General features: G+C 65.3%; 21 protein-coding genes, 1 tRNA gene and 1 pseudogene. 4 read left to right on the forward strand and 19 right to left on the reverse strand.

The genetic code is table 11. The features are described from left to right. Positions 1 to 76: 76 nt before the first annotated feature. The 11 genes from ACIQLF_RS06015 to ACIQLF_RS06065 all read right to left on the reverse strand — a co-directional run bounded on the left by ACIQLF_RS06015 (position 77) and on the right by ACIQLF_RS06065 (position 11,258). The gene (locus ACIQLF_RS06015; RefSeq protein ID WP_400295617.1) at positions 77 to 472 is read right to left on the reverse strand and encodes an FKBP-type peptidyl-prolyl cis-trans isomerase; all 396 of its coding nucleotides are present in this window, start codon (positions 470 to 472) and stop codon (positions 77 to 79) included. A gap of 38 nt (positions 473 to 510) precedes the next feature. Then, positions 511 to 1,470, reverse strand: a complete 960-nt coding sequence (locus ACIQLF_RS06020; RefSeq protein WP_400295620.1) for an FKBP-type peptidyl-prolyl cis-trans isomerase — start codon at positions 1,468 to 1,470, stop codon at positions 511 to 513. Positions 1,471 to 1,608: 138 nt separating this feature from the next. Then, positions 1,609 to 2,970, reverse strand: a complete 1,362-nt coding sequence (pafA, locus tag ACIQLF_RS06025) for a Pup--protein ligase (RefSeq protein WP_400295623.1) — start codon at positions 2,968 to 2,970, stop codon at positions 1,609 to 1,611. Between the two features lie 7 nt (positions 2,971 to 2,977). Further along, the gene (gene prcA / locus ACIQLF_RS06030) at positions 2,978 to 3,688 is read right to left on the reverse strand and encodes a proteasome subunit alpha (protein ID WP_400295626.1); all 711 of its coding nucleotides are present in this window, start codon (positions 3,686 to 3,688) and stop codon (positions 2,978 to 2,980) included. Then, positions 3,689 to 4,465 (reverse strand): proteasome subunit beta, encoded by a 777-nt coding sequence (gene prcB / locus ACIQLF_RS06035; protein WP_400295628.1) that lies wholly within the window; start codon positions 4,463 to 4,465, stop codon positions 3,689 to 3,691. Beyond that, positions 4,462 to 4,647: a ubiquitin-like protein Pup gene (locus ACIQLF_RS06040; RefSeq protein ID WP_400295631.1), complete on the reverse strand. Its 186-nt coding sequence runs from the start codon at positions 4,645 to 4,647 to the stop codon at positions 4,462 to 4,464. Before ACIQLF_RS06040 ends, prcB begins: the two co-directional genes overlap by 4 nt. Before the next feature lie 131 nt (positions 4,648 to 4,778). Further along, complete coding sequence (gene dop, locus ACIQLF_RS06045; RefSeq protein ID WP_400296383.1) at positions 4,779 to 6,359, reverse strand: depupylase/deamidase Dop; 1,581 nt, start codon at positions 6,357 to 6,359, stop codon at positions 4,779 to 4,781. 14 nt (positions 6,360 to 6,373) lie between these two features. Beyond that, positions 6,374 to 8,101: a proteasome ATPase gene (arc, locus tag ACIQLF_RS06050; protein WP_400295633.1), complete on the reverse strand. Its 1,728-nt coding sequence runs from the start codon at positions 8,099 to 8,101 to the stop codon at positions 6,374 to 6,376. A gap of 128 nt (positions 8,102 to 8,229) precedes the next feature. Next, positions 8,230 to 9,300 (reverse strand): tRNA (adenine-N1)-methyltransferase, encoded by a 1,071-nt coding sequence (locus ACIQLF_RS06055; RefSeq protein ID WP_400295636.1) that lies wholly within the window; start codon positions 9,298 to 9,300, stop codon positions 8,230 to 8,232. A gap of 98 nt (positions 9,301 to 9,398) precedes the next feature. Continuing rightward, the gene (locus tag ACIQLF_RS06060) at positions 9,399 to 10,541 is read right to left on the reverse strand and encodes a site-2 protease family protein (RefSeq protein WP_400295639.1); all 1,143 of its coding nucleotides are present in this window, start codon (positions 10,539 to 10,541) and stop codon (positions 9,399 to 9,401) included. Then, the gene (locus tag ACIQLF_RS06065; RefSeq protein WP_400295640.1) at positions 10,542 to 11,258 is read right to left on the reverse strand and encodes an HAD family hydrolase; all 717 of its coding nucleotides are present in this window, start codon (positions 11,256 to 11,258) and stop codon (positions 10,542 to 10,544) included. Positions 11,259 to 11,319: 61 nt separating this feature from the next. Here ACIQLF_RS06065 and ACIQLF_RS06070 point away from each other — a divergent pair, with 61 nt between their 5' ends. After that, a complete protein-coding gene (locus ACIQLF_RS06070; protein WP_400295643.1) occupies positions 11,320 to 12,276 on the forward strand; it encodes a PAC2 family protein in 957 nt (318 codons plus the stop codon). A 229-nt stretch (positions 12,277 to 12,505) separates the two neighbouring features. Further along, entirely contained in the window at positions 12,506 to 13,156 is a 651-nt protein-coding gene (locus ACIQLF_RS06075; protein WP_400295645.1) for a GNAT family N-acetyltransferase, read from the forward strand. A gap of 56 nt (positions 13,157 to 13,212) precedes the next feature. On the opposite strand, the gene ACIQLF_RS06080 is transcribed toward ACIQLF_RS06075, so the two are convergent. Continuing rightward, positions 13,213 to 14,070 carry a hypothetical protein gene (locus tag ACIQLF_RS06080; protein ID WP_400295648.1) on the reverse strand — a complete coding sequence of 286 codons (858 nt, stop codon included), beginning with the start codon at positions 14,068 to 14,070 and terminating at the stop codon, positions 13,213 to 13,215. A gap of 160 nt (positions 14,071 to 14,230) precedes the next feature. Between ACIQLF_RS06080 and ACIQLF_RS06085 the strand changes: the two genes are divergently transcribed. After that, complete coding sequence (locus ACIQLF_RS06085) at positions 14,231 to 14,428, forward strand: hypothetical protein (protein ID WP_400296412.1); 198 nt, start codon at positions 14,231 to 14,233, stop codon at positions 14,426 to 14,428. A gap of 100 nt (positions 14,429 to 14,528) precedes the next feature. Here the strand turns inward: ACIQLF_RS06085 and ACIQLF_RS06090 are convergent. The 4 genes and pseudogenes from ACIQLF_RS06090 to ACIQLF_RS06105 all read right to left on the reverse strand — a co-directional run. Next, positions 14,529 to 14,861: pseudogene (locus ACIQLF_RS06090) on the reverse strand (sulfatase-like hydrolase/transferase); the annotation flags it as partial. A 635-nt stretch (positions 14,862 to 15,496) separates the two neighbouring features. Further along, positions 15,497 to 16,774: a cysteine--1-D-myo-inosityl 2-amino-2-deoxy-alpha-D-glucopyranoside ligase gene (mshC, locus tag ACIQLF_RS06095; RefSeq protein WP_400295650.1), complete on the reverse strand. Its 1,278-nt coding sequence runs from the start codon at positions 16,772 to 16,774 to the stop codon at positions 15,497 to 15,499. 116 nt (positions 16,775 to 16,890) lie between these two features. Beyond that, positions 16,891 to 17,715: an undecaprenyl-diphosphate phosphatase gene (locus ACIQLF_RS06100; RefSeq protein WP_400295653.1), complete on the reverse strand. Its 825-nt coding sequence runs from the start codon at positions 17,713 to 17,715 to the stop codon at positions 16,891 to 16,893. Between the two features lie 121 nt (positions 17,716 to 17,836). Beyond that, the gene (locus tag ACIQLF_RS06105) at positions 17,837 to 18,088 is read right to left on the reverse strand and encodes a hypothetical protein (RefSeq protein WP_400295655.1); all 252 of its coding nucleotides are present in this window, start codon (positions 18,086 to 18,088) and stop codon (positions 17,837 to 17,839) included. Between the two features lie 41 nt (positions 18,089 to 18,129). On the opposite strand from ACIQLF_RS06105, the gene ACIQLF_RS06110 reads away from it, so the two are divergent. Next, positions 18,130 to 18,384, forward strand: a complete 255-nt coding sequence (locus ACIQLF_RS06110; protein WP_400295657.1) for a DUF5703 family protein — start codon at positions 18,130 to 18,132, stop codon at positions 18,382 to 18,384. A gap of 90 nt (positions 18,385 to 18,474) precedes the next feature. Here the strand turns inward: ACIQLF_RS06110 and ACIQLF_RS06115 are convergent, their stop codons facing one another. From ACIQLF_RS06115 to ACIQLF_RS06125, 3 genes are all read right to left on the reverse strand, one after another. Continuing rightward, a complete protein-coding gene (locus tag ACIQLF_RS06115) occupies positions 18,475 to 19,641 on the reverse strand; it encodes an acyl-CoA dehydrogenase family protein (protein WP_400295659.1) in 1,167 nt (388 codons plus the stop codon). A 70-nt stretch (positions 19,642 to 19,711) separates the two neighbouring features. Then, positions 19,712 to 21,037: a M20/M25/M40 family metallo-hydrolase gene (locus ACIQLF_RS06120; RefSeq protein ID WP_400295661.1), complete on the reverse strand. Its 1,326-nt coding sequence runs from the start codon at positions 21,035 to 21,037 to the stop codon at positions 19,712 to 19,714. 145 nt (positions 21,038 to 21,182) lie between these two features. Then, positions 21,183 to 21,265 (reverse strand) — tRNA-Leu (locus ACIQLF_RS06125). Between the last annotated feature and the right edge of the window lie 185 nt (positions 21,266 to 21,450).

Here is a 21,450-nt window from a genome sequence, read left to right on the forward strand (position 1 = left end):
TAAACGGACTTTGGCCGTGTTTGCCCTGTTGAAAAGGGAAAACACGGCCAAAGGGCGACTCGGAAGTCGCGAATGTTTAGCGTACGGCTACGAGGTCGACCACGAAGATCAGTGCTTCGTTCGGGCCGATGGCTCCACCGGCGCCACGGGAACCGTAGGCAAGCTCGGAAGGGATGTCGAGGCGGCGACGGCCGCCGACCTTCATGCCGATCAGGCCCTGGTCCCAGCCCTGGATGACCTGGCCGACGCCTGCACGGAAGTCCAGCGGGGTGCCGCGGTTCCAGGAGGAGTCGAATTCTTCGCCGGTCGACCAGGCAACGCCCACGTAGTGGGTCGAAACGGTCGAACCGGGAACAACCTCGGCGCCGTCGCCGACGACGATGTCCTCGATCTTCAGCTCGGTCGGGGCATCGGTGCCCGGGAATTCAATTTCCGGCTTGGTGCGGTCGTATTCACGCTGTCCAAATGACATGCTTGAATCCTTTCGGTTGATTGCTTGTAGCGTCGTAGCTACTTTACTTCCTTGAGTTCAACGAAGAACACCAGGGTGCCGGCGGGGCGCCCCTGTGAGGCGGCATCCGGGCCGTAGGCCATGTCGGTCGGAATGGTCAGCATGACCTGGGTTCCGGCCTTCAGACCGGACAGGCCCTGCGTCCAGCCCTTGATGACCTGCGACAGATTGAAATCGGACGCTGCGCCACGGTCGTAGCTGGAATCGAACTGCTTGCCGTCTTCCCAGCGCACGCCGGTGTAGTTGGCAGAAACATCCGAGGTTGCGGTGGCGACCTTGCCGGTGCCTTCCTTGACGATGTCAACGACCAGGCCCGCGGGTTCGGTCTTGTCCTTCGGGATGGTGATGGCCGGCTTGCCGTCCTTCATCTCGAACGTCGGCAGGGCACCGGAGTCCTTGAGCTTCTTGACCTCGTCCGGGCCGAGCTTCTCGGAAGCCGGAGGAATGGCTTCGGCGGAGATGACCTTGAGAACCACAAGGGTCTTGGCCGCTGCGGGCGATGCCGAAGGCGACGCCGATTCACTTGGGGTTGCGGCTGCCTCGGCTGCCGGCTCGACGAATGCGATCCAGGATCCGACCTTTGCCGCCAGGAAGGTGTCGTAGAGCGCAGGCATCTGGGTCTTCATCTCGCCGGTGGTCGGCAGGGTCAAGGGAGCCTGGCTGAAGCCGGAACCGATCAGGCTGCCGTCCTCCGCGTTGTAGGCGACCGACTTGAACTTGACGTTCTGGTTCTCCTTGATCGTCTCGCCCTTGCCCTCGACGACGACCTTTGCGGCGGTCTCGGTGGCTACCAGCGGACTGTCAAAGGTGACGGTTGGATCCGATGAATCGTCCTTCCCGGGCGTGACCTTGAGTGACGCGAACGGGGCGGTATCACCGCTGGAAGCGGGGGCGGCTGAACCACAGGCGGAAAGCAGCAGCAGTGAAGCCGCCGCGGCGAGTGCCATAACTTTGCGCACGAAATCAACTTTCAGTTGGGGCATGGAGACAAGGCAAACCCACACACGGTGGTGAGTAGATGTCAAAGTATTTGTCCAGCTTAAACGCTGATTCTGTGAAATTCCTTATCGAACGGTGTATTCGAGCCGCATGTCGGCTCAGATGCTCTGGATCAGCGCCGCCACCCGTGGATCCTCGTTCAGGAACGGATCCTTGCACAGCACGGTTTGGCCGGGGTGGTCGTTGAGTTTCAAGTGCACCCAGTCGACGGTGAAATCGCATTCGGCGTCCTTGGCCGCACGCACGAAGTCGCCGCGCAGCTTGGCCCGGGTGCTCTGCGGCGGGTTGTCCACGGCGTAGGCGATGTCCTTGGCGTCGACGACGCTGGCTGCCTGCCCCCGGTTGCGCAGCAGGTGGAAGATCCCGCGCTTGGTGTCGATGTCGTGGTAGGTCAGGTCCAGCTGGGCCAGCCGGTGTGAATCGAGGCCCAGGCCGTGGCGCGCGGCGTAGGAGGAAATGAGCTTGTGCTTGATGGCCCAGTCGATTTCCGTGTCGATCGTCGAGGAGTCCCCCGACTCCACCGCATCCAGGGTCCGCTCCCACAGGTCCAGCACCTGGGGAACCCGCTCGTGGTGTGCGCCCTCGCGGGCGACGAAATCGGTGGCCAGCGCCAGGAACTGGCGTTGCAGTTCCAGCGCCGTCATTTCCTTGCCGTTGGCCAGCTTCACGACGGTCCGGCCGTTGAAGTCGTGTGAAATGTCCCGGATGCTGCGGATCGGGTTTTCCAGCCGCAGGTCCGTCATGATCTTGCCGGATTCGATGATCCGCAGCATCAGGTCGGTGGCGCCGAGCTTCACCAGCTGCGTGGTCTCGCTCATGTTCGAGTCCCCGACGATCACGTGCAGGCGCCGGTAGTACTCGGCGTCCGCGTGCGGCTCGTCGCGAGTGTTGATGATCGGGCGCGAACGCGTGGTGGCCGAGGAAACGCCTTCCCACACGTGGTCCGCGCGCTGCGAGAACGCGTAGAGCGACTCGCCCTCGACGTTGACGATCTTGCCGGCCCCGGCGACCAACTGCCGGGTCACCAGGAAGGGGATCAGGATTTCGGCCAGGCGCGCGAACTCGAGCCTGCGCGGAATCAGGAAGTTCTCGTGGCAGCCGTAGGAATTGCCGGCTGTGTCGGTGTTGTTCTTGAAGAGGTAGAGCTTGCCGTTGAAACCGTCGGCGGCCATGCGCCGTTCGGCGCTGGCAACCAGGTCGTTGAGGATGGATTCCCCGGCACGGTCGTGGGCGATGAGCTGGGCCAGGTCGTCGCATTCGGCCGTGGCGTATTCGGGGTGCGACCCGACGTCCAGGTAGAGCCGCGACCCGTTGGTCAGGAAGACGTTGGAGCTTCGACCCCAGGCCACCACGCGGCGGAAAAGATAGCGGGCCGATTCCTCGGGGGTGAGGGGGCGCCCGGTCGGGTCCGAATAGTTGATTCCGTACTCGGTCTCTATGCCGAAAATCCTGCGGTCCATGAACCCGTTATTCTCCTGAACTCAATATCGCTGCAATGGTTGGCTTGTCTAGCCGGCGGAAATGCCGGTGGGTGCCCCGCGTGTTGATCCGCTCCAGCACCGCGACCTCCAGGAACCCGGCGCCGTCCGGTCCCTCGCCGACGCCGGGAAGGACGGCGGCGGCGGCACGGATCACGGCGGCGGCACTCGACTCGGCCAGGACGCGCTCGCCCCAGGCGGCGGCCCACGCGGCCCGGAGTGCGGGGGTGTCGCCGCCCATGATGATCAGGCCGGGCTGTTCGGCGATCGAACCGTCGAAGTTCAGCGAGAACAGCGTGTCCTCCTCCTGGGTCTCCCCCAGTTCCAGGACGGCGAGCTCCACCTCGAAGGGCTTGGCCTCGGCCGTGAAGACCGCGCCGAGGGACTGCGCGTACACGCTGGCCAGACCGCGTCCGGTGACGTCCTGGCGGGCGTAGGAGTACCCGCGGGTGTCCGCGTAGCGCACGCCCGCCTGGCGGAGGGACTCGAACTCGTTGTACTTTCCCACCGCCGCGAACGCGATCCTGTCATAGATTTCGCCGATCTTGTGCAGCGAGCCGGAGGGGTTCTCCGCGATGAGCGCGATTCCCTCGGCGCAGGAGGCCACGATGACGGCACGCCCGCGGGCGATGCCCTTCCGGGCGAAATCCGCCCGGTCCTTCATCAGCTGTTCCGGGGAAACGTAATACTGTGCGCTCATCTAGGCCTCCATTCCCTGGCTGGTTCGTTCGTCGATGATCTGCTGGGCCATGGCCGCGAGCACAGGTTCGGCGACGCGCGTGGCGCCCTCCGCGGTGACCGTGTAGACCACGGGCCACAGCTTACGCACCGTGTCCGGGCCGCCGGTGGCCGAATCGTCGTCGGCGGCATCGTAGAGGGCCTCCATGGCCACGCGGATGGCGCGCATGGAGTCCATCTCCGGCTGCCACAGCTTCTTGAGAGAGCCGCGGGCGAACACCGACCCGGAACCGATGCTGTGGTGCTCGACCTCTTCGTAGAGGCCGCCGGTGATATCGAAGGAGAAGAGTCTGCCGGTCTCCTTGGCCGTGTCGTAGCCGGCGAACAGCGGCACCACGCTCATGCCCTGCATGGCCATGGCGAGGTTGGAGCGGATCATCGAGGCCAGCCGGTTGGCCTTGCCCTCCAGGGAAAGCAGCGTTCCCTCGATCTTCTCGTAGTGCTCGAGCTCGACCTGGAAGAGCTTGGCGATGTCGATGGCCAGGCCCGCGGCGCCGGCGATGCCGACCACGGAGTACCTGTCGGTTTCGAAGACCTTCTCGATGTGGCGGCTGGCGATCACGTTGCCCATGGTCGCTCGTCTGTCCCCGGCCATCACGATGCCGTCGGCGTAGCCCAGCGCCACGATGGTGGTGGCATGCGGAACGCCCGCCGCGGGGGCGCTGGTGTGGGGAAGCAGGTCGGGACGGTCCCGGTTCAGGTACTCCAGAAAGGAAGGTCCGGGACCGAGCTCAATCACTGCCCGCCCTTTTGCACGAAGCCGCGCACGAATTCCTCCGCGTTTTGTTCCAGCACTCCGTCGATCTCGTCGAGCAGGTCATCCACGCCGGCGTCCTGCGTGGTGGCCTTGACTACCTCGGTTTCCTGCTCCTGCTCGGTGGTTTCCTCGGTGCGTCGTGCCGAAAAGCTTTCCTGCGTCATGGTCCTGCCCCTTTGTCGTCTATCCGGATGGAACGTGGCTGGCACGTGCCGTGGTCGGGGGGGCCGAATGCCGGTGGCGGCACCCGGCCCGAAATTCAGTTATGCGTCCATAGTGCCACTGCCAAGGCGCTTTAGCGCTTCAACGTTCCAATGAACTCGCTGATCGAAAGTTCGGCGTCAAACAGCCCGCCGACCAGCTTCTTGGTGCCGCGCAGCGGCTCCAGGGTGGAGATCCGTTCCAGCTTGCGCGCCCCGGGGACGCTGAAGGAGACCGAGTCCCAGCTGGCGGCCACCACGTGCTCGGGGTACTGGCTGAGCACCCGGCCGCGGAAGTACGCCCGGGTGTCCTCCGGCGGGGTGGTGGCGGCGGCGGCGATCTGCGCCGGGGTGTAGATGGTCTCCATCAGGCCGCGCTCGGCCAGCCGGTAGTACAGGCCCTTTTCCGGGCGGATGTCCGCCCACTGCAGGTCCATGAGCGCGATCTTCGGGTCGGTGAAGTCCAGCCCGTGGCGCTGCGCGTAGCCGCTCATCAGCTTGTACTTGGCCACCCAGTCCACGGTGTCCGCGGCGGCAAAAAGGTCGGTGCCCAGCGTGGCGAGGGTGTCTTCCCAGCGGCGCAGGATCTCGGTGGTGGCCTCGTCGTCGGCGCCGGTGCGCGCGCAGTGCGCGACGGCCGCGTCCAGGTAGATGCGCTGGATCTCCAGCGCCGTGAGCCGGCGCCCGTCGGCCAGCTCCACCTTGACCTTCAGCGTCGGGTCGTGGCTGATGGCCTGCAGCGCCGCGACGGGTTCGCGCAGCGCGGGTTCCGGGGCGGTGCCGGCCTCGATCATCGACAGCACCAGGGCCGTGGTGCCGGTGCGCAGCAGCGTGGACACCTGGCCGAGGTTCGCGTCCCCGATGATCACGTGCAGACGCCGGTACTTCTCCCAGTGGGCGTGCGGCTCGTCGCGGGTGTTGATGATCGGCCGGCGGATGGTGGTTTCGAGGCCGACCTGCGCCTCGAAGAAGTCGGCGCGCTGGGAGACCTGGAAGCCGTCGTACTGGCCCAGCATGCCCCGGCCCACCCGGCCGGAGGCGCAGATGACCTGCCGGCTCACGAAGAACGGGATCAGGTGCGTGGCGATCGCGTCGAAGGGAACGCTGCGCGGCATGAGGTAGTTCTCGTGCGCACCGTAGGACACCGACTTGTTGTCGGTGTTGTTCTTGTACAGGTGCACCGGCACGAAGCCGTTGGTGGCCTCGATGCGCCGGGCGGCGGTGAGCACCACGTGGTCCCCGGCCTGGTCGTAGAGCACCGCGTCGAAGGGGTTGGTGGTTTCCGGGGAGGAATACTCAGGGTGCGCGTGGTCGACGTAGAGGCGCGCCCCGTTGCCCAGCACCATGTTCATGAGGACCTCCTGGCCCTCGTCCGGCTCGTCGTAGAGCGTGGAGCCGATGGTCGTGTCTCCCCCGGACAGGGCCACCTGCTCGGCATCGAGCTCCGGTTCCACGTCGGTGAGCTGGGAGGGGTCGGCCTGGGCGCGCGGCTGGGTGAAGCCGCGCGCGTCGTTCAGCGGGGACTCGTCGGAGTAGTCCCAGCGGGTGCCGGCCAGGTGCCCGTACCCGGCGCGGACGGAGGCAGCATAGGCGTTGATGACCTGGGCCGAGAGCATGGTGGCGTTGGCGCCGGGCATCGCCGGGGCCAGCACGCCGTATTCGGTTTCCAGGCCCATGACACGGTTCACGCTCACAGGTACTGCCCCGTCTCTTCGCCGGCCAGGGACTTCCCGCGCCCGTTCTTGTCCGCGACGATGGTGCGGATGAAGGTGATGCGTTCGCCCTTGCGCCCGGAGATCCGTGCCCAGTCGTCCGGGTTGGTGGTGTTGGGCATGTCCTCGTGCTCCTGGAACTCCTCCACGACCGCGGCCAGCAGGTAGTCCATGCGCACGCCGCGCTCCCCGTTGGTGAGGAACGCCTTGATGGCGGACTTCTTGGCGCGGTCCACCACGTTGCGGATCACCGCGCCGGAGGAGAAGTCCTTGAAGTAGAGGATCTCGTTTTCACCGTTGGCGTAGGTGACCTCAAGGAACTGGTTCTCGGCCCCGGTGGAGTACATCGAGTCGACCGTGGCCTGGATCATGGCGCGCACGCAGGCGGTGGCGTCGTTGCCGTGCTCGGCCAGGTCCGCGGGGTGCAGCGGCAGGTCGTCGGTGAGGTACTTGGCGAAGATCTCGGCCGCGCCCTGGGCGTCGGGCCGGCGGATCTTGATCTTCACGTCAAGGCGCCCGGGGCGCAGGATGGCCGGGTCGATCATGTCCTCGCGGTTTGAGGCGCCGATGACGATGACGTTGTCCAGGCGCTCGACGCCGTCGATCTCTGCAAGCAGCTGCGGCACGATCGTGGTTTCCACGTCGGAGGACACGCCGGTGCCGCGGGTGCGGAAGAGCGAGTCCATCTCGTCGAAGAAGACGACGACGGGGCTGCCGCCGGCCGCCTTTTCCCGGGCTCGGGCGAAGATCAGCCGGATGTGGCGCTCGGTTTCGCCGACGTACTTGTCAAGCAGCTCCGGGCCCTTGATGTTCAGGAAGAAGCTGCGCGCGGTGTCGCCGTTTCCGTTGCGCTCGTTGGTGCGCTCGGCCAGCGAGTGCGCCACTGCCTTGGCGATCAGCGTCTTGCCGCAGCCCGGGGGGCCGTAGAGCAGGATGCCCTTGGGGGCCGTGAGCCCGTGTTCGCGGTAGAGGTCCGGGTGCAGGAAGGGCAGCTCGACGGCGTCGCGAATGGCCTCGATCTGGTCCGACAGCCCGCCGATGTCCGCGTAGGAGATGTCCGGGACCTCCTCCAACACCAGGGACTGCATGTCGCTCAGGTGGATCTTTTCCATGCCGAGCCCGGTGCGCGAGTCGAGCGAGAGCACGTCCCCCACCCGGACCTTGTCCAGGAGAAGCGGGTCCGCGAGGCGGATGACGCGCTGGTCGTCGGTCCGTCCCATGGCCACGACGCGGTGGTCCTCGAGGACTTCCTTGACCGTGACCAGTTCCCCGGCCTGTTCGTAGCCGAGGCCCGCGACGACCACGAGGGATTCGTTGAGCAGGACTTCCTGCCCGACGTGGAGCTTGTCGAAGTCGAGCAGCGGGCTGATCGCCACGCGGAGCTTGCGCCCGCCCTGCAGGATGTCGACCGACTGCACGCCGGTGGCTGAGATCGCCACGCCGCCCTGCGGGTGGCTGCGCGGGTGCTTCTCGACGATGGTGCCGTGGCTGAAGGGTGTGTCGCCGTCCTTTTCCAGCCCGGCCTTGAGGTTGATGATTTCCTCGCGGGTGCGTTCCAGCATGGCCACCAGGCGCGAGTTGTTGGTCCCGGCCGAGGCAAGCTGGCGGTCTAGTTGGCGGTTCTTGTCACGCAGCACGTTCAATTGCCGTTCGGCGGCCGTTACTTGGCCCTCTAACCGTGTGCGATCTGTATCTTCGCTCATCATCAACCCGTTTCGCATTCTCTGAGGTCTGCGTCCGCCGGCACCGCCGGCGTCCGCAACTACACACTCATACTATGCATGCCCCCGCGTGATCCGGCGGTTTGTGACCGACGGACCACGCGGGGCGGGGGTTACTCGCCCGAGGGCTCTTCTTCCTCGAGCTCCGTCTCGCCCTGCGGCAGCGAGCCGCGCTGGGTCATCGACTTGGCGTCCTTGGCGGCGCGGCGCAGCTTGCGTGCGGAGACGCCGCGTTCGCCCAGTGCCTCGTGGTTCCAGTCCTCCGGGGTCTCGGAGCGGGTCCAGGTGGCCAGGTCCTCGGCGGAGTAGGTGTGCTCCTTCACGCGCTTGGCGCCCGGGATGCCCACGGCGCCGTCTGCAAGCCGGCGGCAGGTGATCAGGAAGGCGGTGTGCGCGACCATGCGGTGGTCCGGGCGCACGGCCAGGCCCTCCACGTGCCAGCCGCGGACCATGGTCTCGAAGGACTCCGGCTCGGTGTACAGGCCGGTGGCGCGGATGGCCTCGACGGTGCGGGACATCTGGGTCACGGTGGCCACGTAGTTGACCCACACGCCGCCCGGTGCCAGCACGGTGGACACGGCGTCCACGCACTCCCACGGGGAGAGCATGTCGAGGACCACGCGGTCCACGGAGCCGGGTTCCTCGGTCTCCAGGACCTTCTCCTGGAAGTCGCCGATGGAGATCTGCCAGGCCGGGTGCGGGCCGCCGAAGACTGTGTCCACGTTGCCGCGGGCGATCTCCGCGAATTCCTCGCGGCGCTCAAAGGAGTGCAGGTAGCCGTGGTCGCCCACCGCGCGCAGCAGCGACATCGACAGCGCGCCGGAACCCACGCCGGCCTCGACCACGCGGGCGCCCGGGTAGATGTCGCCCATCTGGATGATCTGGGCCGCGTCCTTGGGGTAGACCACGGTGGCGCCGCGCGGCATCGAGAGCACGAAGTCCTTCAGCAGCGGGCGCAGCGCCTGGTAGCGGACCTCGTTGGTGTTCTCGACGATCGAGCCCTCGGGCTGGCCGATCAAGTCGTCGTGGAAGAGCACGCCCTTGTGGGTGTGGAACTCGCCGCCCGGGGTCAGGGTGATGGTGCTGATGCGGCGCTTCTGGTCGGTGAGCTGGACTCGGTCGCCGGGACGGAAGGGGCCGCGGCGGTTCGTTGCGCCGTGCGGCGCTGCTGGCATGTCACTCATGTGTTGCTGGGTGTCCTTTGTGCTTGGGGATCTTGTCGTTTGTTTGCCTGCTTCGCCCTGCCCTTCCGGGACGGCGGCGCGGCACAGGTGTTGGGCGCCTAGTGCGCGTGGGGTTGCTGCGGCTTGCCGGTGATCGCGGCGACGATGTTCGCCTGGTCGAGCAGCCCGATGATGCGGTTCTGCTCGTCGATCACCGCGTATTCGCTGCCTTCAAGTGTTGCAAGGTAGCCGATCAGGGCGCGGCCGTCGGCGGTGTCGCTGACCACCGCGCCGGGGCTCAGCGCCCGGGCCGCGGAGAGCGCCGGGCTTCCGGCCAGCAGGCCCGGATCGACCTGGCCCAGGGTGAATTCGTCGATGACGCCCTGCGGGGTGCCGGCCTGGTCGATCAGGATGACGCGCCCGCCGCGGCTGGCGATGCGCGCGGAGACGTCGGCCAGCGTGGAGTCCACGGCCAGGGCCGTTGCCGGCTCCATGAGTGCCCGCACCGACACCAGCGGCAGGCGCAGGCGCAGCTTCGCGTGGGCGATGATCTGGGACGCGCCGGTCCACATGAAGCCGCCAATGAGGATCGCCACCAGCAGCACCTGGAAATCCAGCGGTTCGTTGCGGGTCAGCGGGCTGATCACGAAGTAGCCGACGATCAGCACCACGAGCACGCGCCCGGCCCAGCCGGCGGCAACGGTGCCGCGGTCCTGCGAGCCGGTGGCCTTCCAGACGGCCGATTCGACGAGCCGTCCGCCGTCCAGCGGCAGGCCCGGCAGGATGTTGAACAGCGCCACCAGGAGGTTCGCCCAGACCAGGATGTCCCACAGGAGGAAGGTGACGCCGGTGGGGTTGACCAGGTGCAGCAGCACGTAGCCGACTCCCGCGATCACGAAGTTTGCGGCGGGTCCGGCCATGGCCACGGCCAGCGAGCGTCCCGGCGTGGCGTTGAACGACGAGAACTGGGTGTGCCCGCCCCACAGGTTCAGCACGATCCGGGCGCCGGGCCAGCCGAAGCCCTTGGCGGTCACCGCGTGGGCCAGTTCGTGCACCAGCACCGAGAGCGCCAGCAGCACCGCATAGGCGAAGGCGACGACGTAGGCGCCGTAGCCGAGCCCCGGGATGGCCCGGTCGACCTGCGGCCCGAAGACCACGACGATGAACGCCGCGATCAGGAACCACGACCAGGCCAGCGACACCGGGACGCCAAAGAAGGACCCCAGCGGGATGCCCTCGCGCTTGGCTGGTGTTTCAGTCATTTAGCGTGCTCCGATGCCGATCAGGGACGAAAGTGTAGGGAGCCCGACCTGTTCCAGCGAGTCGATGCTGTGCCACAGGTCCGATTCGGGGACGTGGCCGAGGTGCGGGACCAGCACGGCCGTCAGGCCAGCCGCGGCCGCCGCGGTGATGCCCGGGGCCGAATCCTCGATCCCGACGATACGGTGGGATTCGAGGTCGGGGACCAGCTCCGTAAGTTTCTCGAGGCCCAGCAGGTACGGGTCCGGGTGCGGCTTGCCGCGCACCACCTGGTCCCCGGTGACCTGGAAGGCGAAGTACTTCTTGGGCAGCAGCGACAGCACCAGCGTGGCCATGGGGCCCTCCGACATGGTGACAAGGCCGCAGGGAATGCCCGCCTGGTGCAGTTCCTCGAGCAATTCCAGCGCACCGGGCCGCCACTGGACATGGTTGCTGATTCCCGCCATCACGCGCTCGTTGAGCAAGTCGATGATTTCGCGTGTGCCGAGGTCAACCCCGGCACGTTGCAGCACCGCGGCGGAGTCGGGCAGCGCGCTGCCAACCAGCGACAGCGCGTCCTCATGCGACCACCGGCCGCCGTGCTCGGCCACCAGGTCGCCTTCGGCGGCCATCCAATACGGCTCGGTGTCCAAGAGGGTCCCGTCCATGTCCCAGAGCACACCCTGGACGGCAGTGTTGCGGGCAGTCGCGGGCAAAACGGCTAGATTCGCGGTTGGCATGAGCCAATTCTAATCGGCTTGGGGTTCACATGCTGACGACTTCGCGCGCTAGTGTGTGGTTGTGAGCGAAGATATGAACGATCCGGTGACACTTTCGTCCCTCGCGGCCTCCGCCCCCGGGGACGGAACAGTTCGTCCCGCCATCATGATCGTGGCGTTTGAGGGCTGGAACGATGCCGGCGATGCAGCCAGTGAGGCACTGCGGCTCATCCGCCGCGCCAGCGGAGCCAAGAAGATCCCCGGCATCAGCGACGACGACTTCTACGACTACCAATTCTCCAGGCCGCAGGTGCGTCGCACCGCATCCGGCAAACGCGTCATCAAGTGGCCGACCACGCACATGTACCGCACGGAGCTGGAAGACAGCCCCGTCGACCTGGTGCTGCTGCGCGGCGTGGAACCGACCTACCGCTGGAAGGCCTTCATCGCCGAAATCCTCACCCGGGCCGAGGAGGAAAACGTGCAGGCGGTCATGGCCCTTGGCGCCCTGCTCGCCGACGTCCCGCACACCCGCCCCATCCAGGCGTCGGTGACCAGCGGCGATCCCGGGGTCCGCAAAGCCCTCGGCGTCCAGGAATCCGGCTATGAGGGTCCCACCGGCATCCTCGGGGTGCTGGCACAGGTTGCCGAGGCCTCGGGCTTGCCGACGTTGAGCATCTGGTCGGCGGTTCCGCACTATGTGGCACAAGCGCCCTCACCCAAGGCCGAACTGGCGTTGCTGCACAGGGTGGAGGAGTTCTTCCCGTTGACGATCGACCTGGAAGAACTCACCGAGGACGCCCTGGCCTGGGAGCGCGGGGTCAACGAACTTGCCAAGGGCGACAGCGACATTGCCGCCTATGTGCGCCAGCTGGAGAAGGCGCAGGACGAAACCGAGCTGCCCGAGGCCACCGGCGAGGCAATCGCCAGGGAGTTCGAACGCTATCTGAAGCGCCGCAACCGCCCGGACTCCCCCGACGTCGACTCCCCCGATGAGCCCGGCGGGCAGGAAAACCCGGAGAGCCCGGAAAGCCCATAGGTCCCGGGCCTCCGCATGCATGTCGGCCGGACACCGGATTCCCGCACCGTCCTGACACTGTTTCTGGCAGAGTCGGGGTTTCTGGCAGAGTCGGGACGGTGCGGCCGTTAGGGGTCCAGCGGCTCCTTGCGAACCGCGACCGGGCCATGGGCCGCCGGTTACGTCTCAACTGCAACCTGTATGTGACTTGCTGCTTTGCATGAAAGGTGCACAAGGATAGGTTGGGGTAATGCTTGAATTAACCGATGGGTGGCCGCTCTTTGGCCTCACGATCAACAGCCCACGGCTGGAACTCCGGCTGGTCCGGGACGAAGATCTGCCCGGGATCATCGAAGCAGCCCTCGGCGGGATCCATGACCCCGCCGTCATGCCCTTCTCTACGCCTTGGACCGATGCGCCCTGGGAAGAACTCATGCGAAACACCGCCAGGCACCAATGGCACGTCCGCTCCGGTATTTCCCCGGACAACTGGACGTTGAACCCGGTTGTGAGTCACGAAGGAATCCCGGTCGGCATGCAGGACATCGGTGCCCGCGATTTTTCAATCCGCAAGACCGTGACCACTGGTTCATGGCTTTCATGCCGGCACCAGGGACTCGGTTTTGGGAAGGAAATGCGAGCTGCAGTGCTGCTTTTTGCCTTCGACCACCTCGGTGCGGAAGTGGCCGAATCCTCGGCGGCGGTCTGGAACCATTCGTCTTTGGGGGTCTCACGCAGCCTCGGATACTCCTGGGGCAGCGTCAAACGCGTGGTCACGCGCCCCGGCGAACTGGCGGAGCAGCAGGAAGTGAGCGTCACGCCGGGCGATTTCAAGCGTCCCCGGTGGACGGTTGGCGTCTCCGGTCTCGAGGCTGCGCGGAAGGACCTGCTGGGACAGTAGGACCAAATTGCATTCTGCGTGGGAATCGTGGAAGCGGTCGTGACACTGGCGGCATCTCATGGCCCGTATTCGACCCTCACAGTGCCGTTATTGGGCAGCACCACCACGGTTCCGCTTCCTGCTTTCCACCCGTCCGGCAGAAAAAACAAGTTCCCGCCACTGAGGTCCAGCAGGCGGAGCCCGGCGTAACGGTACAGCGGGGCGGTGCTGGTGCCCAGAGCTTCTTCGGTGACTCCCTCGGCGCCGATCGCCAACCGCTCGGTGCTGTATAGCTCCACCTCAGGCAGCGAGTTCACGTGCTGTTCCAGGTCCGAGGCGATGCGTTGGCCCACGGCCTGCGCATGGTCCGCGGCACCCCAGAACAGCAACACCGTCACCAATCCGAGCAGCAGCACCGCCTCGCCCGCGCGCTGTTCGATGGACACCGGCGGCGCCGGAACGGCCTGTGCCAGACGACGCAACCGCGCCGCCCATGCGGCTAGCAATACCCCCGCTGCCACCACATACGGAGCGAACAAGACAGTCTGATCGGGGTCCAAAAGCACCAGCAACAGTGTGCCACCGGCCAGCACGAATCCGGCGACGGCTGCGACCCCGGCGATGCGCCGTACCTTGGGCCAGGCGCGGCCGTCCCTCAGCCGTTCGGACAGTCTCCGGTCCAGGCCCAGCCAGAAGAGACCGACAACCAACAAACAGACCAGCGGGATGGCAGCGTGCATCGTGCTGAAGCGGACGTAGTCCTGGGTGGTGTACCCGAACAGCGCCACGTTCAGGCCCAGTGATTTGGCCTCGGCATCGGCCTTGACCCAGCCGAAATAGACCAGTACCGAGCCAATCACCGTGATCGGTGGGCCGATAGTGGCAATAATGGCCAGCAACCGGGCCTTGGACGGGCCGCTGGCCGCCTGAGTCATGGCGCTTCCCTTCTTACTGTCGTGCCACGGCCAACTTCGGCCGGTTCTCGGCGGTGATGAAGTGGTCGTTGCTGCCATCTGCAGATTCGATCTGCGCCCATTCGATCTCCCCGCTGAAGCTGCAGTCGGAATCTGGCTACCGGTCTGAGACTGGCAATCCGTGACCGATGCCGATGCCAGCCGTTTCGTCCCCGCAGAAGATCATCGATTGAGTGTGATCGATGTGACCAGTTGCTACCGGGCTGTCGTCCACGACCGCTGTGACGCCCGCACCCTGGCCCAGTCCGCTTCCGTCGTCGACGAAGAGTGCCCGCCCGCCGTCCCGAGCCATGACGATGCCACGAATCCGACTGGGTGATGGCAACTGCGTCGGCGATGGCGCGTGACTTGTTCTTGGTGCCAAAGACCGAGTGCACGTTCAGGCCCGTCAAACCGCGGAGGAATCGCTGGGTTGTCCCTCCTATCTCGACCCTACGGTGGTTTCGCCCTGTCAAAATAGCGGCTCGCGTCGGCGAGCTAAGCGCAGTGGTGTGGGAGCGGATGAATCTCAGGCCAGCGGCGGCAGGCCGGTCTGCGGTCGAGGTGGCGCAGGGTTCCCCGTAGGTGCTGGCGGTACCGAAGCCGACTTCGTCCAACAAGACGATGAGTACGTTTGGCGCTCCGGGCGGTGGCAACGTTGGCCGGATTGGCGAGAAATGCGAATGCGGATCCGTGGCATCGCCGGCCAGGAAACCGCAAAACCTCTGATCCGGAACACGAAGGGAGGCGGCAGCTGTTCGGTCGTTTTCCATGTCGGTGACCTCGATAGGCTAGGACGAGCCCAAAACTAAGGATCATCATAGGCTCGGGGCCGAATCCTGTCTACGCAAAGGGAGCCCCTGATACGTCTTGTTCCTTGCCTTCCATGAGGAACATTTGCTCACGCCATTCGGCATGACGGCCGCCGTCCGAGTGACCAAAGTGCGTCGACGGTCGGCCGTGGTCCTGTTGAACACATATGCGTCGAGATTCGCCATAGTGCCCTCGGTTTCCCTGGTCCTGGCGTTGCTGCCGAGACGTTGCACTGCTTGGTACTTCAATCCAGATTGATGCAGCCAGGAAAGACATTCCTCCGATTGAGGAGCCCAAGCGATTGCGGGCCAAGGTTCGGCACCCGACGAAATCCAAAGAGCTCCTGAAACTGGCTTCGGTTCTTTTCGCGAAGGAGTTCGCCACTCGCCGCCGCGACTACTGCAGCTGGCAACTACGATGCCTTGCCCGGTTGAGAGCACTCTCGAAATTGGGGTTTCGAGTTCGCGAAGCGGAACTTGGTTGCAACGCAAAGGGGCGCGCTCCGCGAACCGCAACCCTTCCCGCGATCGGCGGGGTCGGCGGCGGCACGCGAAACGCGCCCCTTGGGCTATCCGGCATGCGGCCGGATGCAGACCTAGAAGAGCTTGAGTCCCAGCAGGGCGTCAAGCGCATCGGCCAGCAGTTTCCCGCCAGCGCCCTGCGAATCGTCCTGCGCCGCCGGTTCCTGGACGCTGAAGGCGTCAAGCACGGCAAGGGCCGCAGGTGCGTTCAGGTCGTTGGCCAGTCTGGCACGGATCCGGGTGATCACGGCGGTGGCCTCGGACAGCGTGGTGCCCGGGATGCGCTTGCGCCAACGCTCGACGCGGCGCTGGCCCTCGATGAGCAGTTCGTCGGTCCAGAACCAGTCCGAACGGTAGTGCTGGCCCAGTAGCACGGCGCGAATGGCAACGGGCTCCACGCCGGCTGCACGCAGCTTGGAGACCAGCACCAGGTTGCCCAGCGACTTGCTCATCTTTTCGCCGTCTAGGCCCACCATGCCGGTGTGCACGTAGGTTTCAGCCAGCGGCTTGCCGTCCAAGGCGGACGCGTGGCCCGCGGAGAATTCGTGGTGCGGGAAGATCAGGTCGGATCCACCGCCCTGGACCGTGAATGGCGCCGGCAGCAGGTGGCGGGCGATGACCGAACATTCGATGTGCCAGCCCGGGCGTCCCTCGCCGAGGCTTGCGCCGTCCCAGCGTGGTTCACCCTCGCGTGCGACGCGCCACAGCAGCGGGTCGAGGGCGTCGCGCTTGCCGGCGCGCTTCGGGTCCCCGCCGCGTTCGGCGAAGAAGCCCATCATGGTCTCGCGGTCATAGCCGCTCACGGTGCCGAGTTCCCAGGCGCCGTTTGCCGAGCCGATGGCGTCGAAGTAGACGTCCCCGTCGGGTTCGCCGTTCTCGCCGGGGACCCGGTAGGCAAGGTCCTTGGCGACCAGCTCTTCGATGAGCGGGACCAGCCAGGAGATCGATTCGACGGCACCGATGTAGTGCTGCGGCGGAATCACGTTGAGTGCTTCCATGTCGGCGCGGAACAGGTCTGTCTGTTCCTCGGCCAGCGCCACCCAGTCAACGCCGGTGGCCGCCGCGCGCTCGAGCAGCGGGTCGTCGATGTCGGTGACGTTCTGCACGTAGGTGACTTCGCGGCCGGCATCGCGCCAAGTGCGCTGCAACAGGTCGAAGGCAACATAGGTGGCTGCGTGCCCCATGTGGGTCGCGTCGTACGGGGTGATGCCGCAGACGTACATGCTCGCCGGCGCATTGGACTTCTCCGCCGGGGCGGTGTCCACGAGCGAATGGCTGGAGGTGTTGTGTACCTCAAGAATCGGTGCGTTTCCCGGAATATGCGGGATGGTGGGCGCGGACCATGCAAGCACGGGGCGTCCTTTCTCTTGGGAGTTGTCCCATGTGGATGGGGAGTACTTACTTTCAACAAGCCTGTTCGGGGCTCAGTTATTCCACCGGAGATCGGTTTCCGGCGGGATCGCCGGAATCAGGCGTGGATGACGCCGAATCCCAGGCCCAGGTACAGGGCCAGGCCCAGGGCAATGCGGTACCAGACGAAGAGCCGGTAGCTGTGGGTGGAAACGTACTTCAGGAACCAGCCGACAATGACAAATCCGACGACAAACGCGATGACGGTTGCCAAGCCGGTCTGCGGCAGCGTGTAGACGCCGGGCTCGTCCAGCGACTTCACGAGCTTGTAGAGCCCCGAGGAGAACACCGCCGGGATGGCCAGCAGGAAGGAATAGCGTGCTGCCGCTTCGCGGGTGTAGCCCATGAACAGGCCGGCGGTGATGGTGCCGCCGGAGCGGGAAACACCGGGGATCAGGGCCATGGCCTGGGCGAACCCGAAGATGATGCCGTGCTTGGGGGTTAGTTCGCTGAGCTCGCGGTTCTGCCGGCCGTAGTGGTCCGCGACGGCAAGAATCAGGCCGAAGACGATCAGGGTTGTTGCAACGATCCACAGGGAACGGAGGGTCGTGTCGATCTGTTCCTCGAAGAGCAGGCCAAGCACCGCGATAGGCAGCGAGCCGACAATGATGAGCCAGCCCATCTTGGCGTCGGGGTCGCTGTGCGGGACCTTTCCGCGCAGGGCGTTGAACCAAGCGCCGATGATGCGGACGATGTCTTTCCAGAAGAACACCAAGACGGCCGTTTCCGTGCCGAGCTGGGTAATGGCGGTAAATGCCGCCCCCGGATCTGCCGCATTGGGCAGTAATTCCCCGACGATGCGCAGGTGCGCACTCGAGGAGATGGGGAGAAATTCTGTCAGACCCTGGATCAGCCCAAGGAAGGCTGCTTCAAACCAATTCACGTACCGACATTACTTCACCGAGGCACCTTGGGCCTTACCGGCGCCCCTTGCAAGGCCAAAGTTAATACCAGGGAACTACCTTTTGCGGGCGGAACCGCACCCCGTAACGGCCCTACTCGCGCTACGCATCGGGGCCGGATTCGAAGTCCCTGAAACCCTCGTCATCGTCGTCTTCATCAACTACGCTCAACGGTAAGAATTCTTCGTAGGCTTCATAGAGTGCATCCTCATATTCCTCGAAGGCATCTGCCACAGCAAGAAATGCGGAGCTGAGATTCGCATCCTCGGCACCGCGTTTCGAAGCCACGGCGGCCAGGTGCTCTTCAAGGCAGCTAATCAAAACGCTGAGGGCAACACGCGGGTCTGTACTCATGGGCTAGACGTTACAGGCACAGCCACACGATGGACAGGGACATGATCGAAAAGATAATTCCGCCGCAACAAATCATTGCCGGTTCACCAGACGCGGCAACCCAGAGATATGAATACCTGGTGATCACCACGCTTCCCCATGAGCAGAGGTCGATGGTGCGCGGCGCCTTGCGCGAACACGCGGAGTACGGGAAATGGGAGCTCATGCGAAGCTGCCTCTACCAAGGCGGCGGGCAAAAGTACTGGATGCGGCGCCGGGTGATGCGCGTGACCCCGACCCTGAACATTCGCGCCTAGAACCGCTGACGTGGTCGGGCAGCCGTCCCTACCGAGACGGTCACAACTCACCCGGATCGTGTGCTTCCCACACGAGGCTGCTGCTTGGCCCTACGACTGCACTGGACCCAACAGCCAAGATGCGACGGTAGAGTGCGCGGATTCCGCGTTCGAGGGATGGTAAAGGCTGGCCAGCGCGTCACGGTAGAGGCGCTCAAGTTCGGAGCCCCTGAAATACTGGCCGCCGCCGGAGACCTTTGCCGCGATCTCGACGCAGGCCCGGGCAGCGTCCCCCGCCTGCGTGCGCAGGGTGACCAGCCGCGGGAACCACGCCGGACCATGGTCGACCAGGTCGTCCAGGTCGCGGGTGGTCATCCGCAGCATCGCATCCAGCTGCAGGACCTTCATGCCGGCGTCGGCCACCTGCCAGCGGATGTCCGGGTCCTGGTCGTAGGTTCGCCCGTCGTTCTTGAGCGATTTCCGTTTGGCGGGCTGGGCTGCGGCCAATTGCATGCCGCGTTCGGCCAGTCCCACGTAGACCGAGGCCGTTAATGACAGGAACGCCGCGAAGATGCCGAACATCAGCGGATCCGCCACCGGGCCCACGGGCAGCACCGTGTGGATCTGTTCGGCGGGAACCCGTGCGGCGCTGAGGATGGTGGTGTTCGATTGCGTGGCCCGCATCCCCAGCGTGTTCCAGTTCTCGGGGATCTCGATGCCCGGGGTTCCCCTGTCGAGGAAGCCGTGGACCAAGGACGGTGCCTCGCCGCCGGAGTCCTTCCCGAACACCCCGAGCTTGGTCCAGACCGGCGCCAGGGAGGTAAAGACCTTGACCCCGGTGTAGGCGTAGGAACCGTCGTCCGCGGGAACGGCGGCGGTGACCGAGTCGAAGAGCACCTCGTCGTTCCCGGCCTCCGACACGCCAAAGGCCATCACTTCCCCGGCGGCGACCCAGTCGAGCACCATGTCCAGCCGGTTGTCCCCGCGTGCGGCAAGCAGCGTGGCCACGCCCGTCCACACCAGGTGCATGTTCACCGCCAGGGCGGTGGCGGGCGCGTGGGAGCCCAGAAGCCGCTGGGCGGCCGTCATGGTTTCCATGCCCCAGCCGAATCCGCCGCGCTCCATCGGCAGCATCGCCTTGAGGTAGCCGGCCGCCTTCAGCTCGTTGAAGTCCTCGCTGCAGAAGGTGTTCTCTGCATCAAAGGTGGCGGCTCGCGCCCGGAATCGCTCAAGCATCTGCGTGTCGAGCACGTCGGCAATGGTTTTCACCTGGGTCATGTTCGCTTTCAATGAAGAAGGCGGGGTCGCACCGCACCTTGGCGTGCTGTGCGACCCCGGCCGGTTGGTCCTAGTAGGTGGTCAGCAGGTCGCGCAGGACCCGGGTCCCGAACTTCAGCGAATCGACGGGCACACGCTCGTCGACGCCATGGAACATTCCGGTGAAGTCCAGCTCCTCGGGCAGGCGCAGCGGTGCAAAGCCGTAGCCGGTGATGCCCAGGCGCGAGAGCGACTTGTTGTCGGTGCCGCCGGAGAGCATGTACGGAAGCACCACGGCCTCGGGATCCTCGCGGCCCAGCGCCGCAACCATCTGGTCGACCAGGTTTCCGGCGAAGGGAACCTCCAGGGCGCGATCCTGGTGGACCGAGCTCAGGTGCACGTCGGGGCCGGCAAGCTCACGCAACTTGGCGATGACTTCCTCGTGCTGTCCCGGAAGCGTCCGGACGTCGATCAGCGCCTCGGCGCCCCCCGGAATCACGTTGTGCTTGTACCCGGCGCTCAGCGCGGTGGGGTTGGAGGTGTTTTGCAGCGTCGCACCGACGAACCTGGCCACGTTGCCCAATTCGTCCAGCAGCACCTGCGGGTTGTCCTCGGTGAATTCGATCCCCGTCATGGCGGAGACGCCCTCGAGGAAGGCGCGCGTGGTGTCGGTGTAGGAAATGGGCCAATCGTGTTCGCCGATCCGGGTGACGGCGGCGGCGAGCCGGGTGACGGCATTCGCGTCGTTGATCTGCGAACCGTGGCCGGCGCGTCCCGCGGCCGTGAGCTTGAGCCAGGCGATGCCCTTCTCGGCGGTTTGCAGCAGGTAGGCGCGCTTGCCGTCGATGGTCGCGGAGAAACCGCCGACCTCGCTGATCGCCTCGGTGGCCCCCTCGAAGAGTTCGGGGTGGGTCTCCGCCATCCAGCGGGCACCGTAGTCTCCCCCGGCCTCCTCGTCGGCGAAGAACGCAAAGATCAGGTCCCGGCGCGGGCGGATGCCGTCGCGCTGCATTTCGCGCAGGACCGAAAGGATCATCGCGTCCATGTCCTTCATATCCACGGCACCGCGTCCCCAGATCATGCCGTCCTTGATTTCGGCACCGAACGGGTCAACCGACCATTCGTCCTTGAAGGCGGGAACCACGTCGAGGTGGCCGTGGACGATCAGCGCCGGCAGGGACTCGTCGGTGCCTTCCATGCGGGCCACGACGTTGGCGCGTCCCGGGGCTGATTCAAGAACGGTGGTTTCCAGACCCACCTCGGAGATGAGTCCTGCAACGTACTCGGCCGCGCTGCGCTCCCCCGCGCCCTCGTTGTTGCCGAAGTTGCTGGTGTCGATGCGGATCAGCGCTTGGCAGATGCCCGCCACTTCATCCTCGGCGGCGATTCGGGCCGGGGCGCTCTCTTCAGCTGACATGGTGTGATCTGCCTTTCGCGGGGTGGCTAACGGGTTCAACCATATCGAGTTTCCTGCTCGAAGTGCGAGGGCACGACGCGGGTCGGACCGCGGTTAATACAAGAAAACCCCTGATCAGATTCTCATCTGATCAGGGGTTGATCTGTGCGAAGGAGGGGACTTGAACCCCCACCCACATAAGTGGACTAGCACCTCAAGCTAGCGCGTCTACCATTCCGCCACCCTCGCTGGTGACTGTCGAACCGGCCAAGTTCCGAAGAACTTTTTTTCCGTTGTTCGCAGCGAGATAAAATACTAGCACGGTTTTGGAGCGTCTGCGTCCACCCCGCATTGCGCGCGAAACGAGGCCGGCGGCAAGGCGCCCTTGCACAAAAATACAAGAAAACCCCTGATCAGATTCTCATCTGATCAGG

This window comes from Paeniglutamicibacter sp. NPDC091659 (assembly GCF_044756805.1).
In the GTDB taxonomy this organism is placed as follows: Bacteria; Actinomycetota; Actinomycetes; order Actinomycetales; family Micrococcaceae; genus Paeniglutamicibacter.

Bases quoted from the DNA above. Each gene is read 5' to 3' on its own strand.
- ACIQLF_RS06015 (WP_400295617.1), bottom strand. From the start codon at position 472: ATGTCATTTGGACAGCGTGAATACGACCGCACCAAGCCGGAAATTGAA.
- pafA (WP_400295623.1), bottom strand. From the start codon at position 2,970: ATGGACCGCAGGATTTTCGGCATAGAGACCGAGTACGGAATCAACTAT.
- ACIQLF_RS06110 (WP_400295657.1), top strand. From the start codon at position 18,130: ATGATCGAAAAGATAATTCCGCCGCAACAAATCATTGCCGGTTCACCA.
- ACIQLF_RS06065 (WP_400295640.1), bottom strand. From the start codon at position 11,258: ATGCCAACCGCGAATCTAGCCGTTTTGCCCGCGACTGCCCGCAACACT.
- ACIQLF_RS06105 (WP_400295655.1), bottom strand. From the start codon at position 18,088: ATGAGTACAGACCCGCGTGTTGCCCTCAGCGTTTTGATTAGCTGCCTT.
- arc (WP_400295633.1), bottom strand. From the start codon at position 8,101: ATGATGAGCGAAGATACAGATCGCACACGGTTAGAGGGCCAAGTAACG.
- ACIQLF_RS06060 (WP_400295639.1), bottom strand. From the start codon at position 10,541: ATGACTGAAACACCAGCCAAGCGCGAGGGCATCCCGCTGGGGTCCTTC.
- ACIQLF_RS06080 (WP_400295648.1), bottom strand. From the start codon at position 14,070: ATGACTCAGGCGGCCAGCGGCCCGTCCAAGGCCCGGTTGCTGGCCATT.
- ACIQLF_RS06040 (WP_400295631.1), bottom strand. From the start codon at position 4,647: ATGACGCAGGAAAGCTTTTCGGCACGACGCACCGAGGAAACCACCGAG.
- ACIQLF_RS06120 (WP_400295661.1), bottom strand. From the start codon at position 21,037: ATGTCAGCTGAAGAGAGCGCCCCGGCCCGAATCGCCGCCGAGGATGAA.
- ACIQLF_RS06115 (WP_400295659.1), bottom strand. From the start codon at position 19,641: ATGACCCAGGTGAAAACCATTGCCGACGTGCTCGACACGCAGATGCTT.
- ACIQLF_RS06075 (WP_400295645.1), top strand. From the start codon at position 12,506: ATGCTTGAATTAACCGATGGGTGGCCGCTCTTTGGCCTCACGATCAAC.
- dop (WP_400296383.1), bottom strand. From the start codon at position 6,359: ATGGGCCTGGAAACCGAATACGGCGTGCTGGCCCCGGCGATGCCCGGC.
- ACIQLF_RS06055 (WP_400295636.1), bottom strand. From the start codon at position 9,300: ATGAGTGACATGCCAGCAGCGCCGCACGGCGCAACGAACCGCCGCGGC.
- prcA (WP_400295626.1), bottom strand. From the start codon at position 3,688: ATGAGCGCACAGTATTACGTTTCCCCGGAACAGCTGATGAAGGACCGG.